The sequence below is a fragment of the Kitasatospora papulosa genome (assembly GCF_000717245.1).
GTDB classification, from domain to species: Bacteria; Actinomycetota; Actinomycetes; order Streptomycetales; family Streptomycetaceae; genus Streptomyces; species Streptomyces papulosus.
The window spans coordinates 47,720-70,421 of sequence record NZ_JNYQ01000004.1 but is presented as its reverse complement, the minus strand read 5'-3'; the positions used below and the strand labels follow the sequence as shown (position 1 = coordinate 70,421).

At 70.7% G+C, this 22,702-nt stretch carries 16 protein-coding genes and 1 pseudogene; 15 read left to right on the top strand and 2 right to left on the bottom strand.

The window, feature by feature from the left end; all coding sequences use genetic code 11:
- Positions 1-25: 25 nt before the first annotated feature.
- Positions 26-2,317, bottom strand: coding sequence for an exo-beta-d-1,3/1,6-glucosidase (locus IA22_RS0111580; RefSeq protein WP_030123564.1), 2,292 nt, complete (start codon positions 2,315-2,317; stop codon positions 26-28).
- Positions 2,318-2,504: 187 nt separating this feature from the next.
- Between IA22_RS0111580 and IA22_RS0111575 the strand changes: the two genes are divergently transcribed.
- The 7 genes and pseudogenes from IA22_RS0111575 to cimA all read left to right on the top strand — a co-directional run bounded on the left by IA22_RS0111575 (position 2,505) and on the right by cimA (position 8,941).
- A complete protein-coding gene (locus tag IA22_RS0111575) occupies positions 2,505-3,104 on the top strand; it encodes a TetR/AcrR family transcriptional regulator (RefSeq protein ID WP_015578844.1) in 600 nt (199 codons plus the stop codon).
- 310 nt (positions 3,105-3,414) lie between these two features.
- Positions 3,415-3,543 (top strand): hypothetical protein, encoded by a 129-nt coding sequence (locus tag IA22_RS38005; RefSeq protein WP_014153912.1) that lies wholly within the window; start codon positions 3,415-3,417, stop codon positions 3,541-3,543.
- Positions 3,544-3,648: 105 nt separating this feature from the next.
- Complete coding sequence (locus tag IA22_RS0111565) at positions 3,649-4,692, top strand: 3-isopropylmalate dehydrogenase (protein WP_030123563.1); 1,044 nt, start codon at positions 3,649-3,651, stop codon at positions 4,690-4,692.
- Positions 4,693-4,986: 294 nt separating this feature from the next.
- Positions 4,987-6,090: a branched-chain amino acid aminotransferase gene (locus IA22_RS0111560; protein WP_014153910.1), complete on the top strand. Its 1,104-nt coding sequence runs from the start codon at positions 4,987-4,989 to the stop codon at positions 6,088-6,090.
- A 230-nt stretch (positions 6,091-6,320) separates the two neighbouring features.
- A pseudogene (locus IA22_RS35175) lies at positions 6,321-6,407 on the top strand (agmatine deiminase family protein); the annotation flags it as partial.
- Between the two features lie 4 nt (positions 6,408-6,411).
- Positions 6,412-7,056 carry a TetR/AcrR family transcriptional regulator gene (locus IA22_RS0111550; protein ID WP_030123562.1) on the top strand — a complete coding sequence of 215 codons (645 nt, stop codon included), beginning with the start codon at positions 6,412-6,414 and terminating at the stop codon, positions 7,054-7,056.
- Positions 7,057-7,333: 277 nt separating this feature from the next.
- Positions 7,334-8,941: a citramalate synthase gene (cimA, locus tag IA22_RS0111545; RefSeq protein ID WP_014153908.1), complete on the top strand. Its 1,608-nt coding sequence runs from the start codon at positions 7,334-7,336 to the stop codon at positions 8,939-8,941.
- 133 nt (positions 8,942-9,074) lie between these two features.
- Here the strand turns inward: cimA and IA22_RS0111540 are convergent, their stop codons facing one another.
- Positions 9,075-10,943: a ricin-type beta-trefoil lectin domain protein gene (locus IA22_RS0111540; protein ID WP_030123561.1), complete on the bottom strand. Its 1,869-nt coding sequence runs from the start codon at positions 10,941-10,943 to the stop codon at positions 9,075-9,077.
- A gap of 291 nt (positions 10,944-11,234) precedes the next feature.
- Here IA22_RS0111540 and IA22_RS0111535 point away from each other — a divergent pair, with 291 nt between their 5' ends.
- From IA22_RS0111535 to IA22_RS0111500, 8 genes are all read left to right on the top strand, one after another.
- A complete protein-coding gene (locus IA22_RS0111535; protein ID WP_014153906.1) occupies positions 11,235-12,209 on the top strand; it encodes a LacI family DNA-binding transcriptional regulator in 975 nt (324 codons plus the stop codon).
- A 133-nt stretch (positions 12,210-12,342) separates the two neighbouring features.
- Positions 12,343-14,022, top strand: a complete 1,680-nt coding sequence (locus tag IA22_RS0111530) for an ABC transporter substrate-binding protein (protein ID WP_014153905.1) — start codon at positions 12,343-12,345, stop codon at positions 14,020-14,022.
- A gap of 16 nt (positions 14,023-14,038) precedes the next feature.
- Positions 14,039-15,115, top strand: coding sequence for an ABC transporter ATP-binding protein (locus IA22_RS0111525; RefSeq protein WP_014153904.1), 1,077 nt, complete (start codon positions 14,039-14,041; stop codon positions 15,113-15,115).
- Positions 15,112-16,092, top strand: coding sequence for an ABC transporter permease (locus tag IA22_RS0111520; protein ID WP_014153903.1), 981 nt, complete (start codon positions 15,112-15,114; stop codon positions 16,090-16,092). The genes IA22_RS0111525 and IA22_RS0111520 overlap by 4 nt, the downstream gene beginning before the upstream one ends.
- A 4-nt stretch (positions 16,093-16,096) precedes the next feature.
- Positions 16,097-17,104, top strand: coding sequence for an ABC transporter permease (locus tag IA22_RS0111515; RefSeq protein ID WP_014153902.1), 1,008 nt, complete (start codon positions 16,097-16,099; stop codon positions 17,102-17,104).
- Positions 17,101-18,087 carry an ABC transporter ATP-binding protein gene (locus tag IA22_RS0111510; protein ID WP_014153901.1) on the top strand — a complete coding sequence of 329 codons (987 nt, stop codon included), beginning with the start codon at positions 17,101-17,103 and terminating at the stop codon, positions 18,085-18,087. Before IA22_RS0111515 ends, IA22_RS0111510 begins: the two co-directional genes overlap by 4 nt.
- A 51-nt stretch (positions 18,088-18,138) precedes the next feature.
- Positions 18,139-19,551 (top strand): GH1 family beta-glucosidase, encoded by a 1,413-nt coding sequence (locus tag IA22_RS0111505; RefSeq protein WP_030123560.1) that lies wholly within the window; start codon positions 18,139-18,141, stop codon positions 19,549-19,551.
- 37 nt (positions 19,552-19,588) lie between these two features.
- Positions 19,589-22,675, top strand: a complete 3,087-nt coding sequence (locus IA22_RS0111500; protein ID WP_030123559.1) for a glycoside hydrolase family 3 N-terminal domain-containing protein — start codon at positions 19,589-19,591, stop codon at positions 22,673-22,675.
- Positions 22,676-22,702 lie beyond the last annotated feature (27 nt).

Sequence of the window (22,702 nt, the reverse complement as noted above, 5' to 3'; positions counted from 1 at the left end):
GGTTTCCATGGTCCGGCCCGCGGTCTCAGGCCTTGACGGTGAACCCCGCCCGCAGGAGGGCGCCGTCGTCCGAGGACGGGCCGACGAGCAGTTCGAAGGCGCCGGGCTCGACGACCCGCCGGCCCGCCGCGTCCACGAGGGTGCACTCGGAGACGGGCAGGTCCAGCAGCACCTCGCGCTCCTCGCCCGGGGCGAGCGTCACCTGGCGGTAGCCCTTGAGCTCCTTCTCGGCCCAGGTCACGGACGTCACGGTGTCGCTGATGTACACCTGCACGGTCTCCAGGGCCGGCCGGTCGCCCGTGTTGTGCACGGTGACGCGTGCCCGGAGCGTGTCGCTCTCCCCGACGTCCGCCGTGAGCACCTCGAGACCGGAGTACGCGACGGTCGTGTAGCTCAGGCCCTCGCCGAACACGAAGGCCGGACGCTGGGTGAGGTCGGCGTACCGGGAGCCGTGCTGACCGCGGATCTGGTTGTAGTACGTCGGCTGCTGACCCGCGTGCCTGGCGAAGGACACGGGCAGCCGGCCCGACGGCTCGACGAGGCCCAGCAGGACCTCGGCCACCGCCCGGCCGCCCTGCATGCCGGGGTTGAAGGCGTGGACGACCGCGGCCGCGCCGAGTGCGGACGGCGGGAGGACCAGGGGCTTCGAGCTGATCACCACGACGACCAGCGGCTTGCCGGTCGCGGCGAGGGCGTCGAGCAGCGCGACCTGGTCGCCGACGAGCTCCAGCGTGGCGGTGGACTTCCCCTCACCGACCAGCTCGATACGGTCGCCGACCACGGCGACGACGTGGTCGGCGGCCTCGGCCGCGGCGACGGCCTCGGCGATCAGGGCCTCGGAGGGCTCCGCGGGGACGACGACGTCCGGGCGGGGCTGCCCGTCCGGGAAGAACTCCCCCTCCGGGTCGGGACCCACGGAGAGGATCTCGGCCCCACGGGCGTAGGTGACGTCCCACCCGGCCGGGACATGCGCGCGGAAGCCGTCGAGCACGGTACGGATCATGGCGCGGGGTTGCCCGTCCGGCAGCCAGTCGGCCTGGCCGGAGGAACCGGCCCAGTCGCCCAGCTGGGTCTGCGCGTCGTCGGCGTTGGGCCCGATGACGGCGACCGTGCGCGGTGCCGCCCCCGCCCCGGCGACGGCGCGCCCGTCCTCGCCCGCCACGAACCCGCCGGCCAGCGGGAGGGTGCCGTCGTTGGTGAGCAGGACCAGCGAGCGGCGGGCGGCCTCCAGATTCAGCACGGCGTGGCCGGCGCTGCCGATGACCTCGGCCTGCCGGGCGGCGTCGGGGTGGCGGGGGTTCTCGAACAGGCCGAGCTCGAACTTGAGGGTGAGGACGCGCCGTACCGCCGCGTCGATCTCCGTCTCGTCCAGCGTGCCCTCGGCGACGGCGTTCTGCGCGCCCTCGAAGAACTGGGGGGTCGTCATCACCATGTCGTTGCCCGCCCGGACCGCCGCCGCGGCGGCCTGGGTGTCGTCGGCGTAGATCCGCTGCTCCCACACCATGCGCCCGACGTTGTCCCAGTCGGTGACCAGCGTGCCGGTGTAGCCCCACTCGCCGCGCAGCACCTCGTTGAGCAGCCAGTCGTTGACGGTGATCGGCACCCCGTCCATCGACTGGTAGCCGAGCATGAACGTGCGGCAGCCCTCGCGGGCGACCCGCTCGAACGGGGGCAGGAACCAGGAGCGCAGCTTGCGACGGGAGATGTCGGCCTCGCTGGCGTCCCGGCCGCCCTGCGTCTCGGAGTAGCCCGCGAAGTGCTTGGCGCACGCCAGGACGGCCGTCGGGTCGTCCAGGCCGTCGCCCTGGTAGCCGCGGACCATGGCCGAGGCCAGTTCGCCGATCAGGAAGGGGTCTTCGCCGAACGTCTCGCTGACCCGGCCCCAGCGCAGGTCCCGGGTGATGCAGAGCACCGGCGAGAACGTCCAGTGGACCCCCGTCGCGGCGACCTCGACGGCGGTGGCCCGGGCGACGCGCCGTACGAGCTCCGGGTCCCAGGTCGCGGCCAGGCCGAGCTGCGTGGGGTAGATCGTGGCCCCCTCCCAGAAGGAGTGGCCGTGGATGCAGTCCTCCGCGACCAGCAGCGGGATGCGCAGCCGGGTCCGCTCCGTCAGGGCCGCCGCTTCGACGACCCGCTCGGGGGAGGCGTGCAGGATCGAACCCGCGTGCAGGTCCTCGATGGCGTGGCGTACCCCGTCCTTGGCGTTGAGCTGGAGCATCTGACCGGTCTTCTCGGCCAGGGTCATGCGACCGAGGAGGTCGTCGACCCGCTCGGCGACGGGGAGCGTGGGGTCGAGATAGGGCAGGGAGGGGGACACGGGGGGTCCTTTCGCGACACGGTTCGCCTTCACCATAGAGTCAATACCGACCAGCTGGTAAGTATCTTCGGGAATCCGGGAACCTCCGGGGCGAATCCCGCGAGGGGCCTCCCCCGTGGGGCCGAACGGGAACCAGACGCACCGACGTGCCGGCCGGACCGACGGCGGCGGACCGGGAGAGTGGCGAGTGACGGCCGAAGCGCCTCGTGGCTACGCGAAGGGCCGCGCGAAGCGGCGGGAGATCCTCGACCAGGCCATGGCCCTGTTCGGCGAGGCGGGCTACCGGGGCGCCTCGCTGCGGGTGATCGCGACCCGGTGCGGCATCTCGCACACCGGCCTGCTGCACCACTTCCCGACCAAGGAGGCCCTGCTGCTGGCGGTGCTCGAACGCCGTGACGACGTGGACGACGAATGGCTCGGACTCGGTGGCACGACGGGGGTCGGACGTCTGCGGCGGTTCGTCGAACTGGCCGCGCTGAACTCCGGGCGGCGCGGGATCGTCGAGCTGTTCTCGGTGGTCTCCGCCGAGGCGACGGCCGCCGACCACCCGGCCCACAAGTACTTCGTGCGCCGCTACGAGAACTCGGTGGCGGGCGCCCGGACCGCCTACGAGCAGGCCCGCCTGGAAGGCGCGCTGCGGGCCGGGATCGCTCCCGACGCCGCGGGCAGGCAGCTGATCGCCCTCATGGACGGGCTCCAGGTGCAGTGGCTGCTCGGTGACGGCGCCACCGACATGGCGGCCGTCCTGCGCGCGCACATCGAGGCCCAGCTCACGGTGGATCTCTGAGGTCAGGGACCGGGCCCGAGGCCCGCCGGACGCGACGGAACCTCCGTACGGGCGGCGGGTCTCCCGCCGCGCCGTCTCAGATAGTAGGAAGTCCGAGTATCTGTAGAGACAGATGGGCCGAGCTGTCCTAGCTTTGTAGGAGCCGAACGAATCGCTGATCCAGCGACCGGTGTGAGCGCGCGTGCCCGACGCAGGCAACCCCTGCGGCATCCGCTCCCCGCCCTTTCGAGCGCTTCGAATCCTGATCCTGACATCCACCGCGCGATGTCCTGATCCCGAAATCCACGCGATCTCAAGGAGTTGACCCCCCATGGCCGAGACCACTGTCCGCCGCGTCCGCCGTACCCCCCGCTCCGCGGAGTCGGAGCGCACGAACGCCGCCGCAGCCCTCCAGCGGGCTCTCGACCGCAGGGACAACGGCGGTTCGACGGGCCACTGACGGCGCGGTCCCGCCTCATGGCGAGCGTCCCGTACGGCAATCCACCCTGTCCGTATCGTGGACGTCGAATGTCATGGGGTGGGACGGAAGGTTAGGGTTCCCGTCATGTCTCGCAGCATCGATCTCGCAGTGATCCCCGGCGACGGTATCGGCCAGGAGGTCGTCACCCAGGGCCTCAAGGTTCTCAACGCTGTTCTCCCGCAGGATGTGAAGCTGGAGACCAAGGAGTACGACCTCGGCGCCCGGCGATGGCACCGCACCGGTGAGACCCTCCCCGACGCGGAGCTCGAAGCCCTCAAGGGGCACGACGCCATCCTGCTCGGCGCCATCGGCGACCCGTCCGTGCCGTCGGGCGTGCTGGAGCGGGGACTCCTGCTGAAGCTGCGCTTCGCCTTCGACCACTTCATCAACCTGAGGCCGTCGAAGCTCTTCCCGAACACCGCGACACCGCTGGCCGGGCGTCCCGAGATCGACTTCGTCGTCGTCCGCGAAGGCACCGAGGGCCCGTACACGGGCAACGGCGGTTCCCTGCGCACGGGCACCGAGCACGAGATCGCCACCGAGGTCAGCGTCAACACCGCCCACGGTGTCGAGCGTGTCGTGCGTGACGCCTTCGCGCGTGCCGCCGCCCGCCCGCGCAAGAAGCTGACGCTGGTCCACAAGAACAACGTCCTCGTGTACGCGGGCCACCTGTGGAAGAACACCTTCGACAAGGTCGCGGCCGAGTTCCCCGAGGTCACCACCGACTACCTGCACGTCGACGCCGCGACGATCTTCTTCGTCACGCAGCCGGAGCGCTTCGACGTCATCGTCACCGACAACCTCTTCGGTGACATCCTCACCGACCTCGCCGCTGCCGTGACCGGCGGCATCGGCCTGGCCGCGTCCGGCAACATCAACCCGACGGGTGCCTTCCCGTCCATGTTCGAGCCGGTGCACGGCACCGCGCCCGACATCGCGGGCCAGGGCAAGGCCGACCCGACCGCCACGATCCTCTCCGTCGCCCTCCTGCTGCGCCACCTCGGCTACGAGACCGAGGCCGCGCGCATCGAGGAGGCCGTCTCCGCCGACCTCGCGGAGCGTGACGGCAAGCAGACGCGCACCACCGACGAGATCGGCGACGCGCTCGCGGTACGCGTAGCGAGCTGACCCGACGTCTCCACTTCGAAGCCGCCGGGTCGCAACCGCACCCGGCGGCTTCTCCATGCGGTCCCCGGGTGCCACCATCGACCTCAGGACCGCGTTCCCGCGTCGCGACAGCGTCACCGTGAACGTCGCCGCAATCACGTCATTTCGTGCAGGGCCGCCCCCGGGAGATAATCGAACGCGGGACCGCGGCTCGCGGCAGAGCTCGGACGTCCTACAACTCGCCCGGTGAAGACCGGGCGGGAGCGGGCGTGAGCGCGGTCCATCACACACAAGACCGGTGAAGGACACGCACTCATGACGACGCCCACGATCGAGCTCAAGCCCTCCTCCAACCCGCTGTCCGACGCGGAGCGCGAGGCGATCCTGACCAGCCCCGGCTTCGGCCGCCACTTCACCGACCACATGGTGACGATCCGCTGGACCGAGGGCCGCGGCTGGCACGACGCCCAGCTCGTGCCGTACGGGCCGCTGTCCATGGACCCCGCGAACATGACCCTGCACTACGCGCAGGAGATCTTCGAGGGACTCAAGGCGTACCGGCAGCCCGACGGCACGGTGGCCACCTTCCGCCCCGAGGCCAACGCCGCCCGCTTCCAGCGGTCCGCCGCCCGGCTCGCGATGCCGGAGCTGCCCGTCGAGACGTTCATCGAGGCGTGCGACGTCCTGGTCCAGCAGGACCAGGCCTGGGTCCCGGCGCACGGCGGCGAGGAGTCCCTCTATCTGCGTCCGTTCATGATCGCCGCGGAGGTGGGTCTCGGTGTCCGCCCGGCCAACGAGTACCTCTTCCTCGTCATCGCCTCCCCGGCCGGCGCCTACTTCCCCGGTGGAGTGAAGCCGGTCTCCATCTGGCTCTCCCAGGACCGGGTCCGCGCCGTCCCCGGCGGCATGGGCGACGCCAAGACGGGCGGCAACTACGCCGCCTCCCTCCTCGCCCAGGCCGAGGCAGCCGCGCAGGGCTGCGACCAGGTCGCCTACCTCGACGCCGTCGAGCACAAGTGGGTCGAGGAGCTGGGCGGCATGAACCTCTACTTCGTGTACGGGCAGGAGGACGGCAGCAAGCGCATCGTCACGCCCTCCCTCACCGGCTCGCTGCTCGCCGGCGTCACCCGTGACTCCCTCCTCACCGTCGCGCGCGACCTCGGTTACACCTCCGAGGAGGGGCGCGTCTCCATCGACCAGTGGCGCGCCGACACCGAGAACGGCACCCTCACCGAGGTCTTCGCCTGCGGCACCGCCGCCGTCATCACGCCCGTCGGCACCGTGAAGTCCGCGGACGGCGAGTGGACCCAGGGCGACGGCACCCCCGGCGAGGTCACGCTGAAGCTGCGTGAGCGTCTGCTCGACATCCAGCGCGGCATCGCCGAGGACACCCACGGCTGGATGCACGAGCTCGGCTAGTCCCCGGCCGGTCCGCGCCGCAGACCGGTCACGCCACGAAGGCCGCGCCCCGCCGGGGGCGCGGCCTTCGTCGTCCCCGGCCCCGGACCGATTTCTGAGCGCCGCTCACAAGCTGGTCGGAGTGCCGCTCCAACCAGGAGATGCGGTCAACCGCCTCTGCTTCCTCCAGGACCGCCACGACCTTCCGCATGCCGCCCGAAGCAGCCCCGTACGAGCGCACCTGGCCCGGGGCAGCGGTGACCCCCGTCGACGCCCGTACGATCTTTGCCGGTGGTGGAGGCATCCACCGCATCACGCAGCAGCAGCCCAGGATCTGAGACCGTGCCCCGTACCCCTCGCCGTCGCAACATCGCCCCGCCCCGGGAGGACGTGCTCGCCGCCGTCATGGGCACCGTCGCCGAGCGCGGGCTCGACGGGCTCACCATGGCGGGGCTCGGCCGCGAGGTCGGGATGAGCAGCGGGCACCTCCTGTACTACTTCCGGACCAAGGACGAGCTGCTGCTGCAGACCCTCGAATGGAGCGAGGCGCGGCTCGGCACCGAACGCCGGGCCCTGCTCGCCGGGCCCGGCACCGCACGCGAACGGCTCGACGCCTGCATCGCGCTCTACGTCACCGACGGCCACCGCGACCCGCACTGGACGCTCCGGCTGGAGGTCTGGAACCGCTCGCAGGACGCCGACGACGACGCCCGCGCCCGGCAGGCCGCCATCGAGGACGCCTGGCAGGGTGACCTCACGGAGCTGCTGACCGACGGCATCGCCGCCGGGGAGTTCCGGACCGTCGGCGCCGGCCGGACCGCGACCCGGCTGCGGGCCCTGATGGACGGCTTCAGCGTGCACGTCACCGTCGGCATCCCCGGCACCGGGCGGCAGCAGGTCCTGGACCAGCTGCGCACGTACGTGGACGAGACGCTCACGCCGCCCGGAGCCGGTACGCCGGCGGCGGACGTCGCGCCCGGATTCTGAGACGGGCCGGTGCGGGTGGCGCCGTTGTGCCAGACTGCGTGCGTGTCCTCGTCCGCCATGATTATCGGCAGCAGGCGCGCCGGTCCGCAGTGACCGTCCCGTACCACCACGTACGGAACGGACATCGTGCCCCAGACCCGCGCGCAGACCTCTCGCACCCGCGAGGGGTTTTTTCGTTTTCCGTCCCCCACCACGGCCGGAGCGAGGCACGCGAGAGGATGGGGGCAAGTGGAGCCGATTCGTCCGGATCCGCTCACCCGACAGGAGTCAGATCAGCATGACCACCAAGGCCACAGCCCCCGACGACACCTTCCATGTCTTCGACACCACCCTGCGCGACGGTGCGCAGCGTGAAGGCATCAACCTGACGGTCGCGGACAAGCTGACCATTGCCCGGCATCTGGACGACTTCGGCGTGGGCTTCATCGAGGGCGGCTGGCCCGGCGCCAACCCCCGTGACACCGAGTTCTTCGCCCGCGCCCGGCAGGAGATCGACTTCGAGCACGCCCAGCTCGTCGCGTTCGGCGCGACCCGCAGGGCCGGCGGCAAGGCCTCCGAGGACCCGCAGGTCCAGGCGCTCCTGGACTCCGGCGCCCCGGTGATCACACTGGTCGCCAAGTCCCACGACCGGCACGTCGAACTGGCCCTGCGCACCACCCTGGACGAGAACCTGGAGATGGTCCGCGACACCGTCACCCACCTCCGGGAGCAGGGCCGCCGGGTCTTCGTCGACTGCGAGCACTTCTTCGACGGTTACCGCACCGACGCCGAGTACGCCAAGTCGGTCGTGCGCACCGCCCACGAGGCCGGCGCCGACGTGGTCATCCTCTGCGACACCAACGGCGGGATGCTCCCCGCCCAGGTCCAGGCCGTCGTCTCCACCGTCCTCGCCGACACCGGCGCCCGCATCGGCATCCACGCCCAGGACGACACGGGCTGCGCCGTCGCCAACACCCTGGCCGCCGTGGACGCCGGCGCCACCCATGTGCAGTGCACGGCCAACGGCTACGGAGAGCGGGTCGGCAACGCGAACCTCTTCCCCGTCGTCGCCGCGCTGGAACTCAAGTACGGCAAGACCGTCCTGCACGAGGGCGCGCTCGCCGAGATGACCCGTATCTCCCACGCCATCGCCGAGGTCGTCAACCTGACGCCCTCCACCCACCAGCCGTACGTCGGTGTCTCCGCCTTCGCCCACAAGGCCGGACTGCACGCCTCCGCGATCAAGGTCGACCCCGACCTCTACCAGCACATCGACCCGGAACGCGTCGGCAACACCATGCGGATGCTGGTGTCCGACATGGCGGGCCGCGCCTCCATCGAGCTCAAGGGCAAGGAGCTCGGCATCGACCTGGGGGACGACCGCGCACTCGTCGGCCGGGTTGTCGAGCGGGTCAAGGAGCGCGAACTCAAGGGTTACACCTACGAGGCGGCCGACGCCTCCTTCGAACTGCTGCTGCGCGCCGAGGTCGAGGGCAGGCCCCGCCGCTACTTCCGCGTCGAGTCCTGGCGGGCCATCGTCGAGGACCGTCCCGACGGCACCCACGCCAACGAGGCGACCGTGAAGCTCTGGGCCAAGGGCGAGCGGATCGTCGCCACCGCCGAGGGCAACGGCCCCGTCAACGCCCTGGACCGGGCGCTGCGCGTCGGTCTGGAGCGGATCTACCCGCAGCTCGCCAAGCTGGAGCTGGTCGACTACAAGGTCCGCATCCTGGAAGGCCGCACCGGCACCGAGTCCACCACCCGGGTGCTGATCACCACGGGCGACGGATCGGGTGACTGGGCGACGGTCGGTGTGGCCGAGAACGTCATCGCCGCGTCCTGGCAGGCACTGGAGGACGCGTACACCTACGGCCTGCTGCGGGCCGGCGTCGAGCCCACCGACTAGGGGAAGCACCTCCCGCCGGGGGTGCGAGGCGCACGGCGCGAGGCGGGGCGCCCGGCCGCCGGGCCGGGGCCGCGCCGGCGGTGGCCGCCCCGCCGGGCAGCCACCGCCCGATCACGCCGCGAGGATCCGCCTGTTACCGCAGCCGCCACTTCTGGTTGGCCGCGCCGGTGCACGTCCATATCTGGACACGGGCCCCGTCGGCGGTGGACCGGTCGGCCACGTCCAGGCACTTGTCCGCGGCCGTGTTGACGAGGTCCCCCGTCGAGGAGTCGTACGTCCAGCGTTGCGCGCCCGACCCGTTGCAGGTGTACAGCTGGACCTTCGCTCCGTCCGCCGTCGAGCCCGACGTCACGTCCAGGCAGGCGCCGAGCACCTTGACCGAGCCGTCGCCGGACACCGTCCACTTCTGGTTGGCCGCGCCGGTGCAGTCCCAGATCTGCACCGGCGTGCCGTCCGAGCCGCTGTGGCCCGTGGCGTCGAGGCACTTGCCGCCGTTCCCGGTGAGGGCGCCGGTGCTGCCGGAGGAGCCCGACTGGGTGCCCGACCAGGTGAACGTCGCCGAGGTGCGGCCCGGCAGGGAGTAGGTGAACTTCTGCCCGCCCCAGTTGACGGTGACCTGCTGGGCGGAGGCCGACCCGTTGTAGGCGATGAGGGCCTTCGAGCCGTCGGGGTTGCGCCATGCCACGTTGGGCACGGCGGAGCTGCCCGTCGACGCGATGCGGGCGGCGCCGGGTCGGACGTACTTCGTCAGGTGGCCCATCGTGTAGTACTCGATCGTGTAGTCGACCTGGCCGTGCCTGCTGTCCCCGTTGTGCACGGTGACCAGCCCGTCGCAGGTGCCGCAACCGCCGTTGTGGGGGCCGCGGTTCTGGTCGACGGCGAGCGACCACTTGGTCACCGACTTCGCCCAGTTGCGGGTGTAGTCGATGATGTTCAGCATGTCCTCGCGCTGCTGGTCGGCGATCCAGGTGCCGCCCGAGTGCTCGGTCTGGAAGGCGTCCAGCTGCGGGTACCGGTCGTGGACGGCCGTCTGCTTCGCGACGTCACCGCCGTAGCCGTGCCAGGCGACCCCGCCGAAGTTCGGGTGGTCGCGCACGGCCGGGTCGTCGACGGTGGGGGCGGCGTAGGCGTCGTAGCTGTCCCAGTTCCAGTCGTGCGTCAGCACCTTGGTGGCCAGGCCCGCCGACCGGAGCTTCGGCAGCAGCTCGCTCTTGGTGAAGTAGGCGAGACCCGAGCCGTTCCAGCTCATCGACGGGTAGCCGGAGCAGCAGGTGGGTTCGTTCTGGGCGGTGACGTAGTCGACCGGGACGCCCTGGTCCCGCCACGCCTGGAGGTACTTCACGAAGTAGTTCGCGTAGGCGCCGTAGTTCTCGGCCTTCAGCCAGCCGCCGTTCAGCTGCCCGTTGTCCTTCATCCAGGCCGGTGCCGTCCACGGGGAGGCCACCGTCGTCAGCGCGGGGTTGAGCTGCTCGGCCTGCTTCGTGAGCGGCAGGACGTCCTGGAGATCATGTGCGATCGAGAAGTTCGCGAGATTCGGGTCCGTCTGCCCGGCGGGCATGTCGTCGTAGGTGTAACCGAATCGCGCGAGGTCCGATCCGCCCATCGGATTGCGTACGAAGGACAATCCGATGCCCTCCGTCGGTGAGAAGAGCTTCTTCATCGTCGCGTCGCGGGTGGCCTGGCTCAGGGCCCCGCTGCCCTTCATCAGCCAGGCCGCCGTGTCCGTGAACGAGGCGCCGCCTCCGGTGAAGGTCTGGTAGCGGGTGTTCTCGTCGACGGTGATGTTCGTGCCCGAGCCGCCGTTCCCGGCACCGAAGGCGACCGGCGTCTGGGCCTGGAGGCCGCGGGTGACGTGACGGCCGCCGGAGTCGTCCGTGGTGGTCAGCACGATGTTCACGGTCTCACCGGCGGCCTGCGCGGTGCCCGGGGAGAGCCCGGCCAGTCCCGCGGTCGCGAGCGCCGTGGCGACGAGGACGCTCGCCGTTCTGCTTGTCCGGATCATGGCTGCTGCCTTTCTCGGCAGGGGCGTGGGGGACGTGCCGTCGAACGACCCGTGAGTGAACTGCCCTTGCGTGCTCACGTCAAGGGGTTGCGTTGTTCAAGAAGTGAACGAAAGGGCTTGTGGACCGGCTTCGCTCATGGGTACGGACCAATCTCGGTGTGAAGTATTGACGGCCCTGTTCCGGCGCGGTTAACTCCAGCCGCAACGCCGGTACCGGTTCCGGTACCGGTTGCGGAACCGGTACCGAAGGCCGTTCCCGTCACCCTGTCCTGCCTTGTCCCTGGAGGCCCGTTGCGTGTCACCATCGCCGATGTCGCCCGTGAGGCCGGCGTCAGCAAGACGACCGTGTCGCGGGTCATCAACCTCAAGGGCGAAGTGGACGGTTCGACGGCCGCCCGCGTTCGTGAAGTGATCGCGAACCTCGGCTACGTGCCCAGCTCGGGTGCCGTCGGGCTGGCCCGCGGGAGCAGCCGCACGGTCGGGATGCTGGTGCCCTCGCTGACCTGGCCGTGGATGGGGGAGGTGCTCCAGGGGGTCGTCGACACCGTCGAGGCCGCCGACCACGGTCTGTTGCTCTTCACCTGCAACCGGGGCGCGGAGTCCGTCGAGCGCTTCACCACCCAGGTGTCCGCGCGCGCCTTCGACGGGCTCGTCGTCGTCGAACCGGAGAACACGCTCGACCACCTCACCGAACTGCACCGGTCCGGTCTGCCGATCGTCCTGATCGACGACCGGGGGCATCACCCGGAATTCCCCTCCGTCGTGACCACCAACCACGAGGGGGGCGCGTCCGCCGCCCGCCATCTGCGGGACGCCGGCCGCACCAGACCCCTGGTCGTCACCGGCCCCCGGCACTTCGGCTGCGTACGTGACCGGCTCGCGGGCTTCCGTTCGGTCCTGCCCACCGAACTGGTCGTCGACGGGGACTTCACCGAACGCAGGGGGCGCCTCGTCGTGGAACAACTCCTCGCACAGGGAGTGGAGTTCGACTCCGTGTTCGCCCACAACGACATCAGCGCGGCGGGGGTGCTGCGCGCCCTGAGAGCCGCCGGCCGCCGCGTACCCGACGACGTCGCGGTGGTCGGCTTCGACGACATCCCGATGGCGGAACACACCGAGCCGCCGCTCACCACCGTGCACCAGCCCACCCGCCAGATGGGCGAGGCGGCCGCCCGCCTGCTGCTCTCCCGTCTCGGCGGCACCGCCGCACCGGAGCGGCCGGTCGTGCTGCCCACCGAACTGGTCGTGCGCCACTCGGCGCCGTAACGGACCCGGCCCCGCCGGTCACCCGTCCGCATCCCCGAACCCGCCGCCACCGGCACCCGCACCACCCGCACCCGGCGCGTCGAGCGCTGCCCGCCACCGGATCTCCCAGACCCGCAGTCCTCCTGGAGTCGCCATGTCCGTACGTCGCCGTCACACCCTGAGAGCGCTCTCAGTCGCCACCGCCGTGGTCGCGCTCGCCGCAGGCTGCTCGTCCGCCAACTCGGGCGCCAACAAGGGCGGAGGTGCGGGCGCCTCGGGCGTCCTGACCCTCGGCAAGCCGGACGGGCCGCAGACGAACAACAGCAACCCGTTCCTCGCGACCTCGGCGGGCGCCACCCTGGGCTACCGCTTCATGATCTACGAGCCGCTGGCGATGACGAACCAGATCCGCCCCACCGACAAGGCGGACCCGTGGCTGGCCACCGCCTGGGACTGGGAGTCGAACTTCACCAAGCTCACCTTCACGCTCGACAAGCGGGCCAAGTGGGCCGACGGCAAGCCGCTGACCGCGGCGGACGTCGCGTTCACCTTCGAGCTGCTGAAGAAGCACCCGGCGCTCAACGGCAACGGCATCCCGTACGACGGGATCGCGGTCGAGGGCGAGAAGGTCGTCCTGACCTTCAAGGAATCGCAGTTCGTCAACCAGAACAAGATCATCACGACCTTCGTCGTGCCCAAGCACGTCTGGGAGAAGGTCGAGAACCCGGAGACCTGGCCCAACCGCACCCCGGTCGGCTCCGGACCGTACAAGCTGAAGACCTTCACCCCGCAGACGACCACCCTGACCGCCACGCCCACCTACTGGAAGGGCGAGACCAAGGTCAAGGAGCTGCGCTACACCGCGTACAACGACAACAGCGCGGCGACCACCGCTCTGGCGAACGGCAAGCTCGAATGGTCGTTCGTCTTCATGCCGAACTACAAGCAGCTGTACATCGCCAAGGACGCCAAGAACCACAAGCTGTGGTTCCCCTCCGGCCTCGGCATCCACGGCCTGTGGTTCAACACCGCCCGCAAGCCGTTCGACAACCCGGCCCTGCGCAAGGCGATGGCCATGGTCGTCGACCGCAAGGCGATCCACGTGCAGGCCCAGGCGACGCTCTACCCGGAGATCAGCAACCCCACCGGCATCCCGCTGCCCGCCGGTGCGCCCTTCCTCGCGCCGGAGTACAAGAACGCGACCACCAAGCCCGACGTGGACGGTGCCAAGGCGCTCCTCATGGACGCCGGGTTCAAGCTCAGCGGCGGCGTCCTCAAGGACCCCAGCGGCAAGCCGGTCGAGCTGACCTTCACCGACCCGGCCGGCTGGAACGACTACATCACCGGGCTGTCCATCATCAAGGACAACATCAAGCAGATCGGCATCGCGGCCAAGGTCAAGACGCAGACCGCCGAGGCCTGGGGCACCGACGTGGCCACCGGCAACTTCGACGCCACCCTGCACTGGACCAACAGCGGCGCCACGCCCTACGACATGTACCAGAACATCATGGACGGGGCGATCCTCCAGCCCGTCGGCAAGACCTCCCAGCTCGGCAACTTCGGCCGCTTCAAGAGCCCCGAGGCCACCGCCGCGCTCAAGGAGTACGCCAACGCCACCGACGACGCCGCGCGCACCAAGGCGATGAACACGCTCCAGAAGATCATGGTCGAGCAGGCGCCGGTCATCCCGACGGCCGCGGCCCCGATCGGTGCCGAGTACTCCACGAAGAACTGGAAGGGCTGGCCCACCGCGGAGGACCCGTACGCAGCACCGCAGCACACCCAGCCCGACGCGCTGGAAGTCGTGCTGAACCTCGAGCCCGCCAAGTAAGTACAGGGAACCGGCCATGACCACCGAACAGTCCGCAGACGTGCGCACCGGAACCGATGTGGTGCTGGAAGCACGCGGAGTCACCAAGCACTTCCCCGTGCGGCGCACCGCCGGCGACCTCGTCGCCCGCAGGCACCGCACCGTCCACGCCGTCGACGACGTCACGCTGGAGCTCCGGCGCGGCACCGTCACGGCCCTGGTGGGGGAGTCGGGCTCCGGCAAGTCCACCGTCGCACGGCTGCTCGCCCAGCTGTACCCGCTCACCGCGGGTGAGATCCGCATGGGCGGCACGGCGGTGAAGGCCGGGCGTGGCCGGTCCTTCCGTACGTACGTCAAGCAGGTCCAGCTGATCTTCCAGGACCCGTTCGCCTCGCTCAACCCGGTGCACACCGTGCGCTACCACCTGACCCGCGCCCTCAGGATCCACGGCCGGGCGGGCAGCGGGGACGCGGAACTGGAGACGAACCTGGCCGCCCTGCTGGAACGCGTCCAGCTGACTCCTCCTCATCAGTTCCTGGACAAGTTCCCGCACGAGCTGTCGGGAGGGCAGCGCCAGCGCGTCGCGATAGCGCGCGCGCTCGGCGCCGACCCCCAGGTCCTGCTGGCCGACGAACCGGTCTCGATGCTCGACGTGTCGATCCGGCTCGGCGTCCTCAACCTGCTCCGCGACCTCAAGGAGCGGCTGAGCCTCGCGATCCTCTACATCACCCACGACATCGCGTCCGCACGCTACTTCGCCGACACCACCCTGGTGATGTACGCCGGCCGCATCGTCGAGGGCGGTGACAGCGAGACCGTCACCCAGCACCCCGCACACCCCTACACCCAGCTGCTCATCGCCTCGGCGCCCGACCCGGACCGGGTCGCGGACGAGGCCGACCAGGGGGAGACCGGGAGCGGCGAGCCGCCCTCCCTGATCACCCCGCCGGCCGGGTGCCGCTTCCACCCCCGCTGCCCCAAGGCCATGGAGCGCTGCCGTACCGCACTCCCGCCGCGCTTCGACCTGGCCGACGGCCAGTGGGCGGCCTGCTGGCTGTACGACGGCGCGACCGTCCAGGCCGCGGACGCGCCCGAGAAGGAGGCGGCGAAGTGAAGTACGTCCTCCAGCGCCTCGCCTTCTACGCGGTCACCGCGTGGGCCGCGATCACCATCAACTTCCTGATCCCCCGCCTGATGCCGGGCGATCCCGTCGAGGCCCTGATGAGCCGGTACCAGGGCCAGCTCGACACCACCGCGATCGCCTCCCTGAAGGCGCTGTTCGGGCTCGACGAGAACAAGTCGCTCTGGGCGCAGTACACCGACTACTGGGCGCACCTCCTCGACGGCGACCTCGGACTCTCGTTCACCTTCTTCCCGACCCCGGTCGGCGAGGTCATCTCCCAGGCGCTGCCCTGGACGCTGGCCCTCGTCGGCATCACCACGCTCATCAGCTTCCTGCTCGGCACCGGGATCGGCGTCTACAGCGGCTGGCGGCGCGGCTCCTGGCTGGACGGGCTGCTGCCCGTCACCACCTTCATCTCGTCCGTGCCCTACTTCTGGCTCGGCCTCATCGCCATCGCGGTGTTCGCGGTGAAGTGGCCGCTGTTCCCCTTCGAGGGCGGCTACGACAACTCCCTGGTCCCGGCCTTCGACTGGCCGTTCATCTCCAGCGCCCTCTACCACGGGGTGCTGCCCGGGGTGACGATCGTGCTCAGCGCGGTCGCCGGCTGGATCCTCGGCATGCGCAACATGATGGTGACCGTCTCCTCCGAGGACTACGTCATGGTGGCGCAGGCCAAGGGGCTCTCCGAGCGGAGGGTGATGTTCGCCTACGCCGCCCGCAACGCGGTCCTGCCCAACATCTCCGCCTTCGCGCTCTCCCTGGGCTTCATCGTCAGCGGCACCCTGCTCGTCGAGATGGTCTTCAACTACCCCGGAATCGGCTTCCAGCTCCTCCAGGCCGTCGGGGCGAAGGACTACCCGCTGATGCAGGGCGTCTTCCTGATCATCACGCTCTCGGTGCTCGCCGCGAACCTCCTCGCCGACATGGCGTACGCCCTCCTCGACCCCCGCACCCGCAAGGAGGCCTGACACCATGTCCGTCGCCGCCACCGACCCCGCCGCCCTGGACGAGGTCCCCGCCCCCGCCCCGGCCGGCCGGGCCAGACTCCGCTTCCTGCGCGGCGGGAAGACCCGCACGGGGCTGCTGATCCTCGCGTTCTTCGCCCTCATCGCCGTCATCGGGCCCTGGATCGCCCCGTACGACCCCGACGCGATGAGCGACCAACTGCTCCAGCCGCCCTCCGCCGACCACTGGTTCGGCACCACCCACACCGGTCAGGACGTGCTCTCCCAGATCCTGGTCGGCACCAGGGGCGTGCTCCTGGTCGGCTTCATCGCCGGGTTCCTGGCCACGGTGCTGTCCGTGCTCATCGGGGTCAGCGCCGGATTCCTCGGCGGTGCGGCCGACGAGATCCTGTCGATGTTCTCGAACGTCTTCCTGGTCATCCCCGGACTGCCGCTGATCATCATCATCGCCAGCTTCGTCGAGAACACCACGGACCTGGTGATCGCCTCCGTCATCGCCCTCACCTCCTGGGCCTGGGGCTCACGCGTGCTGCGCGCCCAGACCCTGTCCCTCAGGCGCCGCGACTACGTGGAGGCGGCCCGTGCCACCGGCGAGTCGACCTGGCGGATCATCATCTTCGAGGTGATGCCGAACCTCACCGCCGTCATCGCGTCCGGTTTCGTCGGCACCGTCATCTTCGCGATCCTCTCGGAGATCACCCTCGCCTTCATCGGTGTCGCCGACATCTCCCACTGGAACTGGGGCACCGTCCTCTTCTGGGCCCAGTCCAACCAGGCCCTGGCCCAGGGCGCCTGGTGGTGGTTCGTCCCCGCCGGCCTGTGCATCGCCCTCCTGGGCACCGCCCTGGCGCTGATCAACTTCGGCATCGACGAGTTCGTCAACCCGAGGCTGCGGACCGCGAGCGGCGCCTCGCGGAAGGTCCGGATGCGGGTCGGCTTCACCCCCGTGGCCCGTACGGGCACGCCCACGCAGTCCGGAGTCCCCGGCACGCGCAGCAAGGAGCAGTCCGAATGACCGGCGAGCCGATCCTCACCATCAGCGGCCTCAACGTCGACTACGGCACCGGCACGAGCGGCGTCCACGCGCTGCGGGACATCGACCTCACCCTGCACCGCGGTGAGGTCCTGGGCCTGGCAGGAGAGTCGGGCTCGGGCAAGTCCACCCTGGCGTACGCGGTCACCCGGCTGCTCTCCCCGCCCGGTGTGATCACCGGCGGCGACGTCCGCTACCACCGGCCCGGCGCCGAACCCGTCGACATCCTCTCGCTCACCCCGGACGAACTGCGTGCCTTCCGCTGGCAGGAGCTGTCCATCGTGTTCCAGGGAGCCATGAACTCCCTCAACCCGGTGCACACCGTCCACAGCCAGCTCACCGACGTCCTCAGGGCGCACCGCCCCGGCATGCGCAAGGCCGAGCGGACGGCGCGCGCCGAGGAACTGCTCAACCTCGTCGGCATCTCCGCCGACCGGCTCGCCGCCTACCCTCACCAGCTCTCCGGCGGGATGCGCCAGCGCGTGATGATCGCGATGGCGCTCGCGCTGGAGCCCGAGATCGTCATCATGGACGAACCCACCACGGCCCTGGACGTCGTGATGCAGCGCCAGATCCTGCGCAAGCTCGTCGAGCTCAGGGAGCGGCTCTCCTTCTCGGTCGTGTTCATCACCCACGACATCTCCCTGCTGATCGAGTTCTCCGACCGCATCGCGATCATGTACGGCGGCCGGATCGTGGAGCAGGCGGGCGCCGCCGAGATCTACGCCGACCCCCGGCACCCCTACAGCGACGGCCTGCTGCACTCCTTCCCCGCACTGCACGGCCCCCGGCGCGAGCTCACCGGCATCCCCGGCTCGCCCCCGCACCTCTCGGCGATGCCCGCGGGCTGCGCCTTCCACCCCCGCTGCGGCAAGGCCTTCGAGCCCTGCTCCCAGCGGGTCCCGGTCCTCGCCGCACCGGACGCGGGCCAGGGCCGCGAGGTCGCCTGCTGGCTGCACCACTGACCGGCCACCGGTCGCTCATCACACCCCACAGCACAGGAGTCACGGAGACCCATGAACCTCGTCACGCCCCGCAGCAGCCTGCAGCCCGTTGCCGTCCAGGGACTCCCCGCCGGCTTCCGCTGGGGCGTCGCGACCTCCTCGTACCAGATCGAGGGCGCCGCCTCCGAGGACGGCCGGACCCCGTCGATCTGGGACACCTTCTGCCGTGTGCCCGGTGCCGTGCACCACGCGGAGCACGGCGACGTCGCGTGCGACCACTACCACCGGATGCCCGAGGACGTGGAGCTGATCGCGGGCCTCGGCGTCGACACGTACCGCTTCTCGCTCGCCTGGCCGCGCATCCAGCCGGGCGGCCGGGGCCCCGCCAACGCCAAGGGCCTCGACTTCTACAAGCGGCTGGTCGACGAGCTCCAGGGGCGGGGTGTCACCCCCTGGGTCACGCTCTACCACTGGGACCTGCCGCAGGAGCTGGAGGACGCGGGCGGCTGGCCGGCCCGTGACACCGCCCTGCGGTTCGCGGACTACGCCATGCTCGCCTACGAGGCGCTCGGCGACCGGGTCGAGCACTGGACGACCCTCAACGAGCCGTGGTGCTCGGCGATGCTCGGCTACGCCTACGGCGCGCACGCCCCGGGCCGCACCGACATGGGCGACGCCATGGGCGCCGTCCACCACCTGCTCCTGGGCCACGGGCTGGCCGCCCGGCAGATGCGGGAGGCGGCGGGCAGCGACCCGCTGGAACTCGGCATCACCCTCAACCTCGGCACCGCCACCCCGGAGACCGGCAGCGACGCCGACCGGGAGGCCTGCCGCCGCGCCGACGGCATGGGCACCCGTCTCTACCTCGACCCCCTCGTCCACGGCCGCTACCCCGAGGACGTCGTCGACGACCTCGCGGCCCAGGGCATCGAACTGCCCGTCCGGGAAGGCGACCTGGCCGCCATCGCCACCCCCCTCGACGTCCTCGGCGTCAACTTCTACCGCGGCGCCCTGTTCTCCGGGGTGACCGAGGACGGATCGCCGACCGACGCCGACGGCCTCCCCGTCGTGCGCGGCGTGGAACGCGACCTGCCCCGCACCGCCATGGACTGGGAGATCACCCCCACCGAGCTCACCGACCTGCTGCTGCGGCTCCAGCGTGACTACGCGCTGCCCACCGTGATCACGGAGAACGGGGCCGCCTTCGACGACACCGTCGCCGCCGACGGGTCCGTCCCCGACTCCGACCGCACCGCCTATCTCGCCGACCACATCGAGGCCGTGGCCGAGGCCCGCCGGCAGGGCGCCGACGTCCGCGGCTACTTCGCCTGGTCCCTCATGGACAACTTCGAGTGGGCCTACGGCTACGACAAGCGGTTCGGCATCGTCCGCGTCGACTACGACACCCAGCTGCGGACGCTCAAGGACAGCGCCAAGTGGTACCGCGACACGATCCAGCTCACCCGGAACGCCCGCACCGACTGACGTGCCGACCTGTCACCGGACCAGAGAAGAGCCGTAGATGCCCAGCATGCCGCACCACCGCCCACGTCACCGCGCGAGACCGGCCACGGCCGCGCTCGCCGCCGCCACCGTCCTCGCCTCACTGCTCGCCGGGGCCGTCCCCAGCGCGGCGGCCGGCACCGAGGACCCCGCACCGGTCCTCGTCGACCGCTTCGAGGGCGAGGTCCCGTTCGGCAACCCGCCCGCGGACTCCCTGTTCACCTGGGGCGGCGACGCGGACGACCACCCCGCCCTGACGTTCGAGGAGCGCGCCGACGCCCCCGAGGGCGGCAAGGTGCTCCAGGGCACCTACGACATCAGCGCCTGGGGCGGGCTCAGCCATGAGTTCGCCGTCGACCAGCCCCCGAAGGACTGGACCGCCCACAAGGGCATCCGCTTCTGGTGGTACGGGCAGAACAAGGCGCCGCTGCCGCCCGGTTCGGGCAAGCGGATCAACTTCGAGATCAAGGACGGCGGAGCCAACGGCGGCGCCTCCGAGCTGTGGACCACCTCCTTCACCGACGACTGGGAGGGCTGGCACCAGGTCGAGATCCCCTTCGCGGACTTCGTCTACCGGGCCGACTACCAGCCCGTCGGCGGCATCGACCAGGTCCTCGGCCTGAACGAGATGTGGGGCTACGCGCTCACCCTCCCGCCCGGCGCCCCCGGCTCCTTCGCCATGGACGCCGTCGAGCTGTACGGGAAGGCCGACCCGGCCCTGAAGTCCAGCGTCGTCGTCGACTCGGCCGTGCACACGGTCAAGGAGGGCGGCCGGGCGGACATCAGGATCTCCGTCGCCACCACCGGCTCGGTCCCCACCGAGGAGCCCGTCACGGTCGCGTACACGACCAAGGGCGGCACCGCCGGGGCTGGCAAGGACTACACCCCGGTCACCGGCACCCACACCTTCCCCGCGGGGACCGCGTCCGGCACCACGCACACCGTGACCGTGGCCACCACCAAGGACAAGGGGGCCGAGTCCGCGGAGACGATCCCGCTGGAGCTCACCGTCACCGGGGCCAAGGCGCCCAAGGAGAACCCGCTGGTCGTCATCGACGCCCACGGGCTGCCCTACCAGAACGCGAAGCTGCCCGTGAAGCAGCGCGTCGCCGACCTGCTGGCCCGGATGTCCCCGGCGGAGAAGGCCGGCCAGATGACGCAGGCCGAGCGCAACGCGCTGAAGTCGCAGGGCGACATCGCCGCCTACGACCTCGGCTCCCTGCTCTCCGGCGGAGGCTCGGTGCCGACCCCGAACACGGCGGCGGCCTGGGCGAAGATGGTCGACGCCTACCAGCTGCGCGCGCAGGCCACCCGCTTCCAGATCCCGCTGATCTACGGCGTGGACGCGGTGCACGGCCACAACAACGTCATCGGCTCGACGATCATGCCGCACAACATCGGCATCGGCGCGGGCCGCGACCCGAAGCTCGCGGAGAGGACCGGAGCCGTCACCGCGAACGAGGTGCGCGCCACCGGCATCCCGTGGGACTTCGCGCCCTGCGTGTGCGTCACCCGCGACGAGCGCTGGGGCCGGTCCTACGAGGCGTACGGCGAGGACCCCGCCCTGGTCGAGGCCATGGAGACGGTCATCACCGGCATGCAGGGCAGCCCGTCGGGCAAGGACCTGGCCCGCAACGACAAGGTGCTGGCCAGCGCCAAGCACTTCGTCGGCGACGGCGGCACGGAGTTCGGCTCCTCCACCACGGGGTCGTACACCATCGACCAGGGCGTCACGAAGGTCACCCGGCAGGAACTCGAAGCCGTCCACCTCGCGCCGTTCGCCGAGTCCGTGAAGCGCGGCGTCGGCACGGTCATGCCGTCCTACTCGTCGCTGGACGTCCTCGGCGACGACGCCGGGCCGGTGAAGATGCACGCCAACGCCGAGATGATCAACGGCGTCCTCAAGGACCGGATGGGCTTCGAGGGCTTCGTCATCAGCGACTGGCAGGCCATCGACCAGATCCCCGGTGACTACGCGAGCGACGTCCGCACCTCGGTCAACGCCGGACTGGACATGATCATGGTCCCGACCGCGTACCAGGACTTCACCAGGACGCTCCAGGCCGAGGTCACCGCGGGCCGGATCAGCCAGGCCCGCATCGACGACGCCGTCGCGCGGATCCTCACCCAGAAGTTCCGCCTCGGACTCTTCGAGAAGCCGTACGCCGACACCTCGAACCTGGACAAGGTCGGCTCGGCCGAGCACCGCGCGGTCGCCCGTGAGGCGGCCGCCAAGTCCCAGGTCCTGCTGAAGAACGACGGCTCGGTGCTCCCGCTGAAGCCGTCGCAGAAGGTCTACGTCGCCGGTTCCAACGCCGACGACCTCGGCAACCAGGCAGGTGGCTGGACCATCAGCTGGCAGGGCGCCTCCGGTGCCACCACCCCGGGCACGACGATCCTGAAGGGCATCGAGAAGAACACCTCGTCCGCCACCTTCTCCAAGGACGCCTCCGCCCCGACCGAGGGCTACGACGCCGGAGTCGTGGTCGTCGGCGAGAAGCCGTACGCCGAGGGCGTCGGGGACGTCGGCAACGGGCACGACCTGGAGCTCACCGATGCCGACAAGGCGGCCGTCGACACGGTCTGCGCCGCGATGAAGTGCGCGGTCCTCGTCGTCTCCGGCCGTCCCCAGCTCGTCGGGGACCGCCTCGGCGACATCGACGCCCTGGTCGCCTCCTGGCTGCCGGGCACCGAGGGCGACGGCGTCGCCGACGTCCTCTACGGCAAGCGGGCCTTCACCGGGCAGCTCCCGGTGACCTGGCCGAAGTCCGAGTCGCAGCTGCCGGTCAACGTCGGCGACGCGACGTACGACCCGCAGTTCCCGTACGGCTGGGGACTGACCACCCTGAGGAAGGCCCCCTCGGGCGGCGAGGCCACGCTCACCGCTCTCGCCGTCGCCGCGCAGCTCGCCGAACGCGCGGGTCTCGGGAGGACGGCTGCGGGCAAGGAGATCGTGGACCGGGCCAGGCTCCTGGTCCAGCAGCGGACCGGCGGAAAGCTGACCGCGGCGGTGTCCAAGCCGTTCGCCGAGGCCGACCACCTGCTGCTCACCGGCGATCTCACCGGTGCGGTGGCCAAGCTGCGGACGGCGTACCGCGCCGTGTAAATGCGGAAACGGAACCCGGGCGGGCGA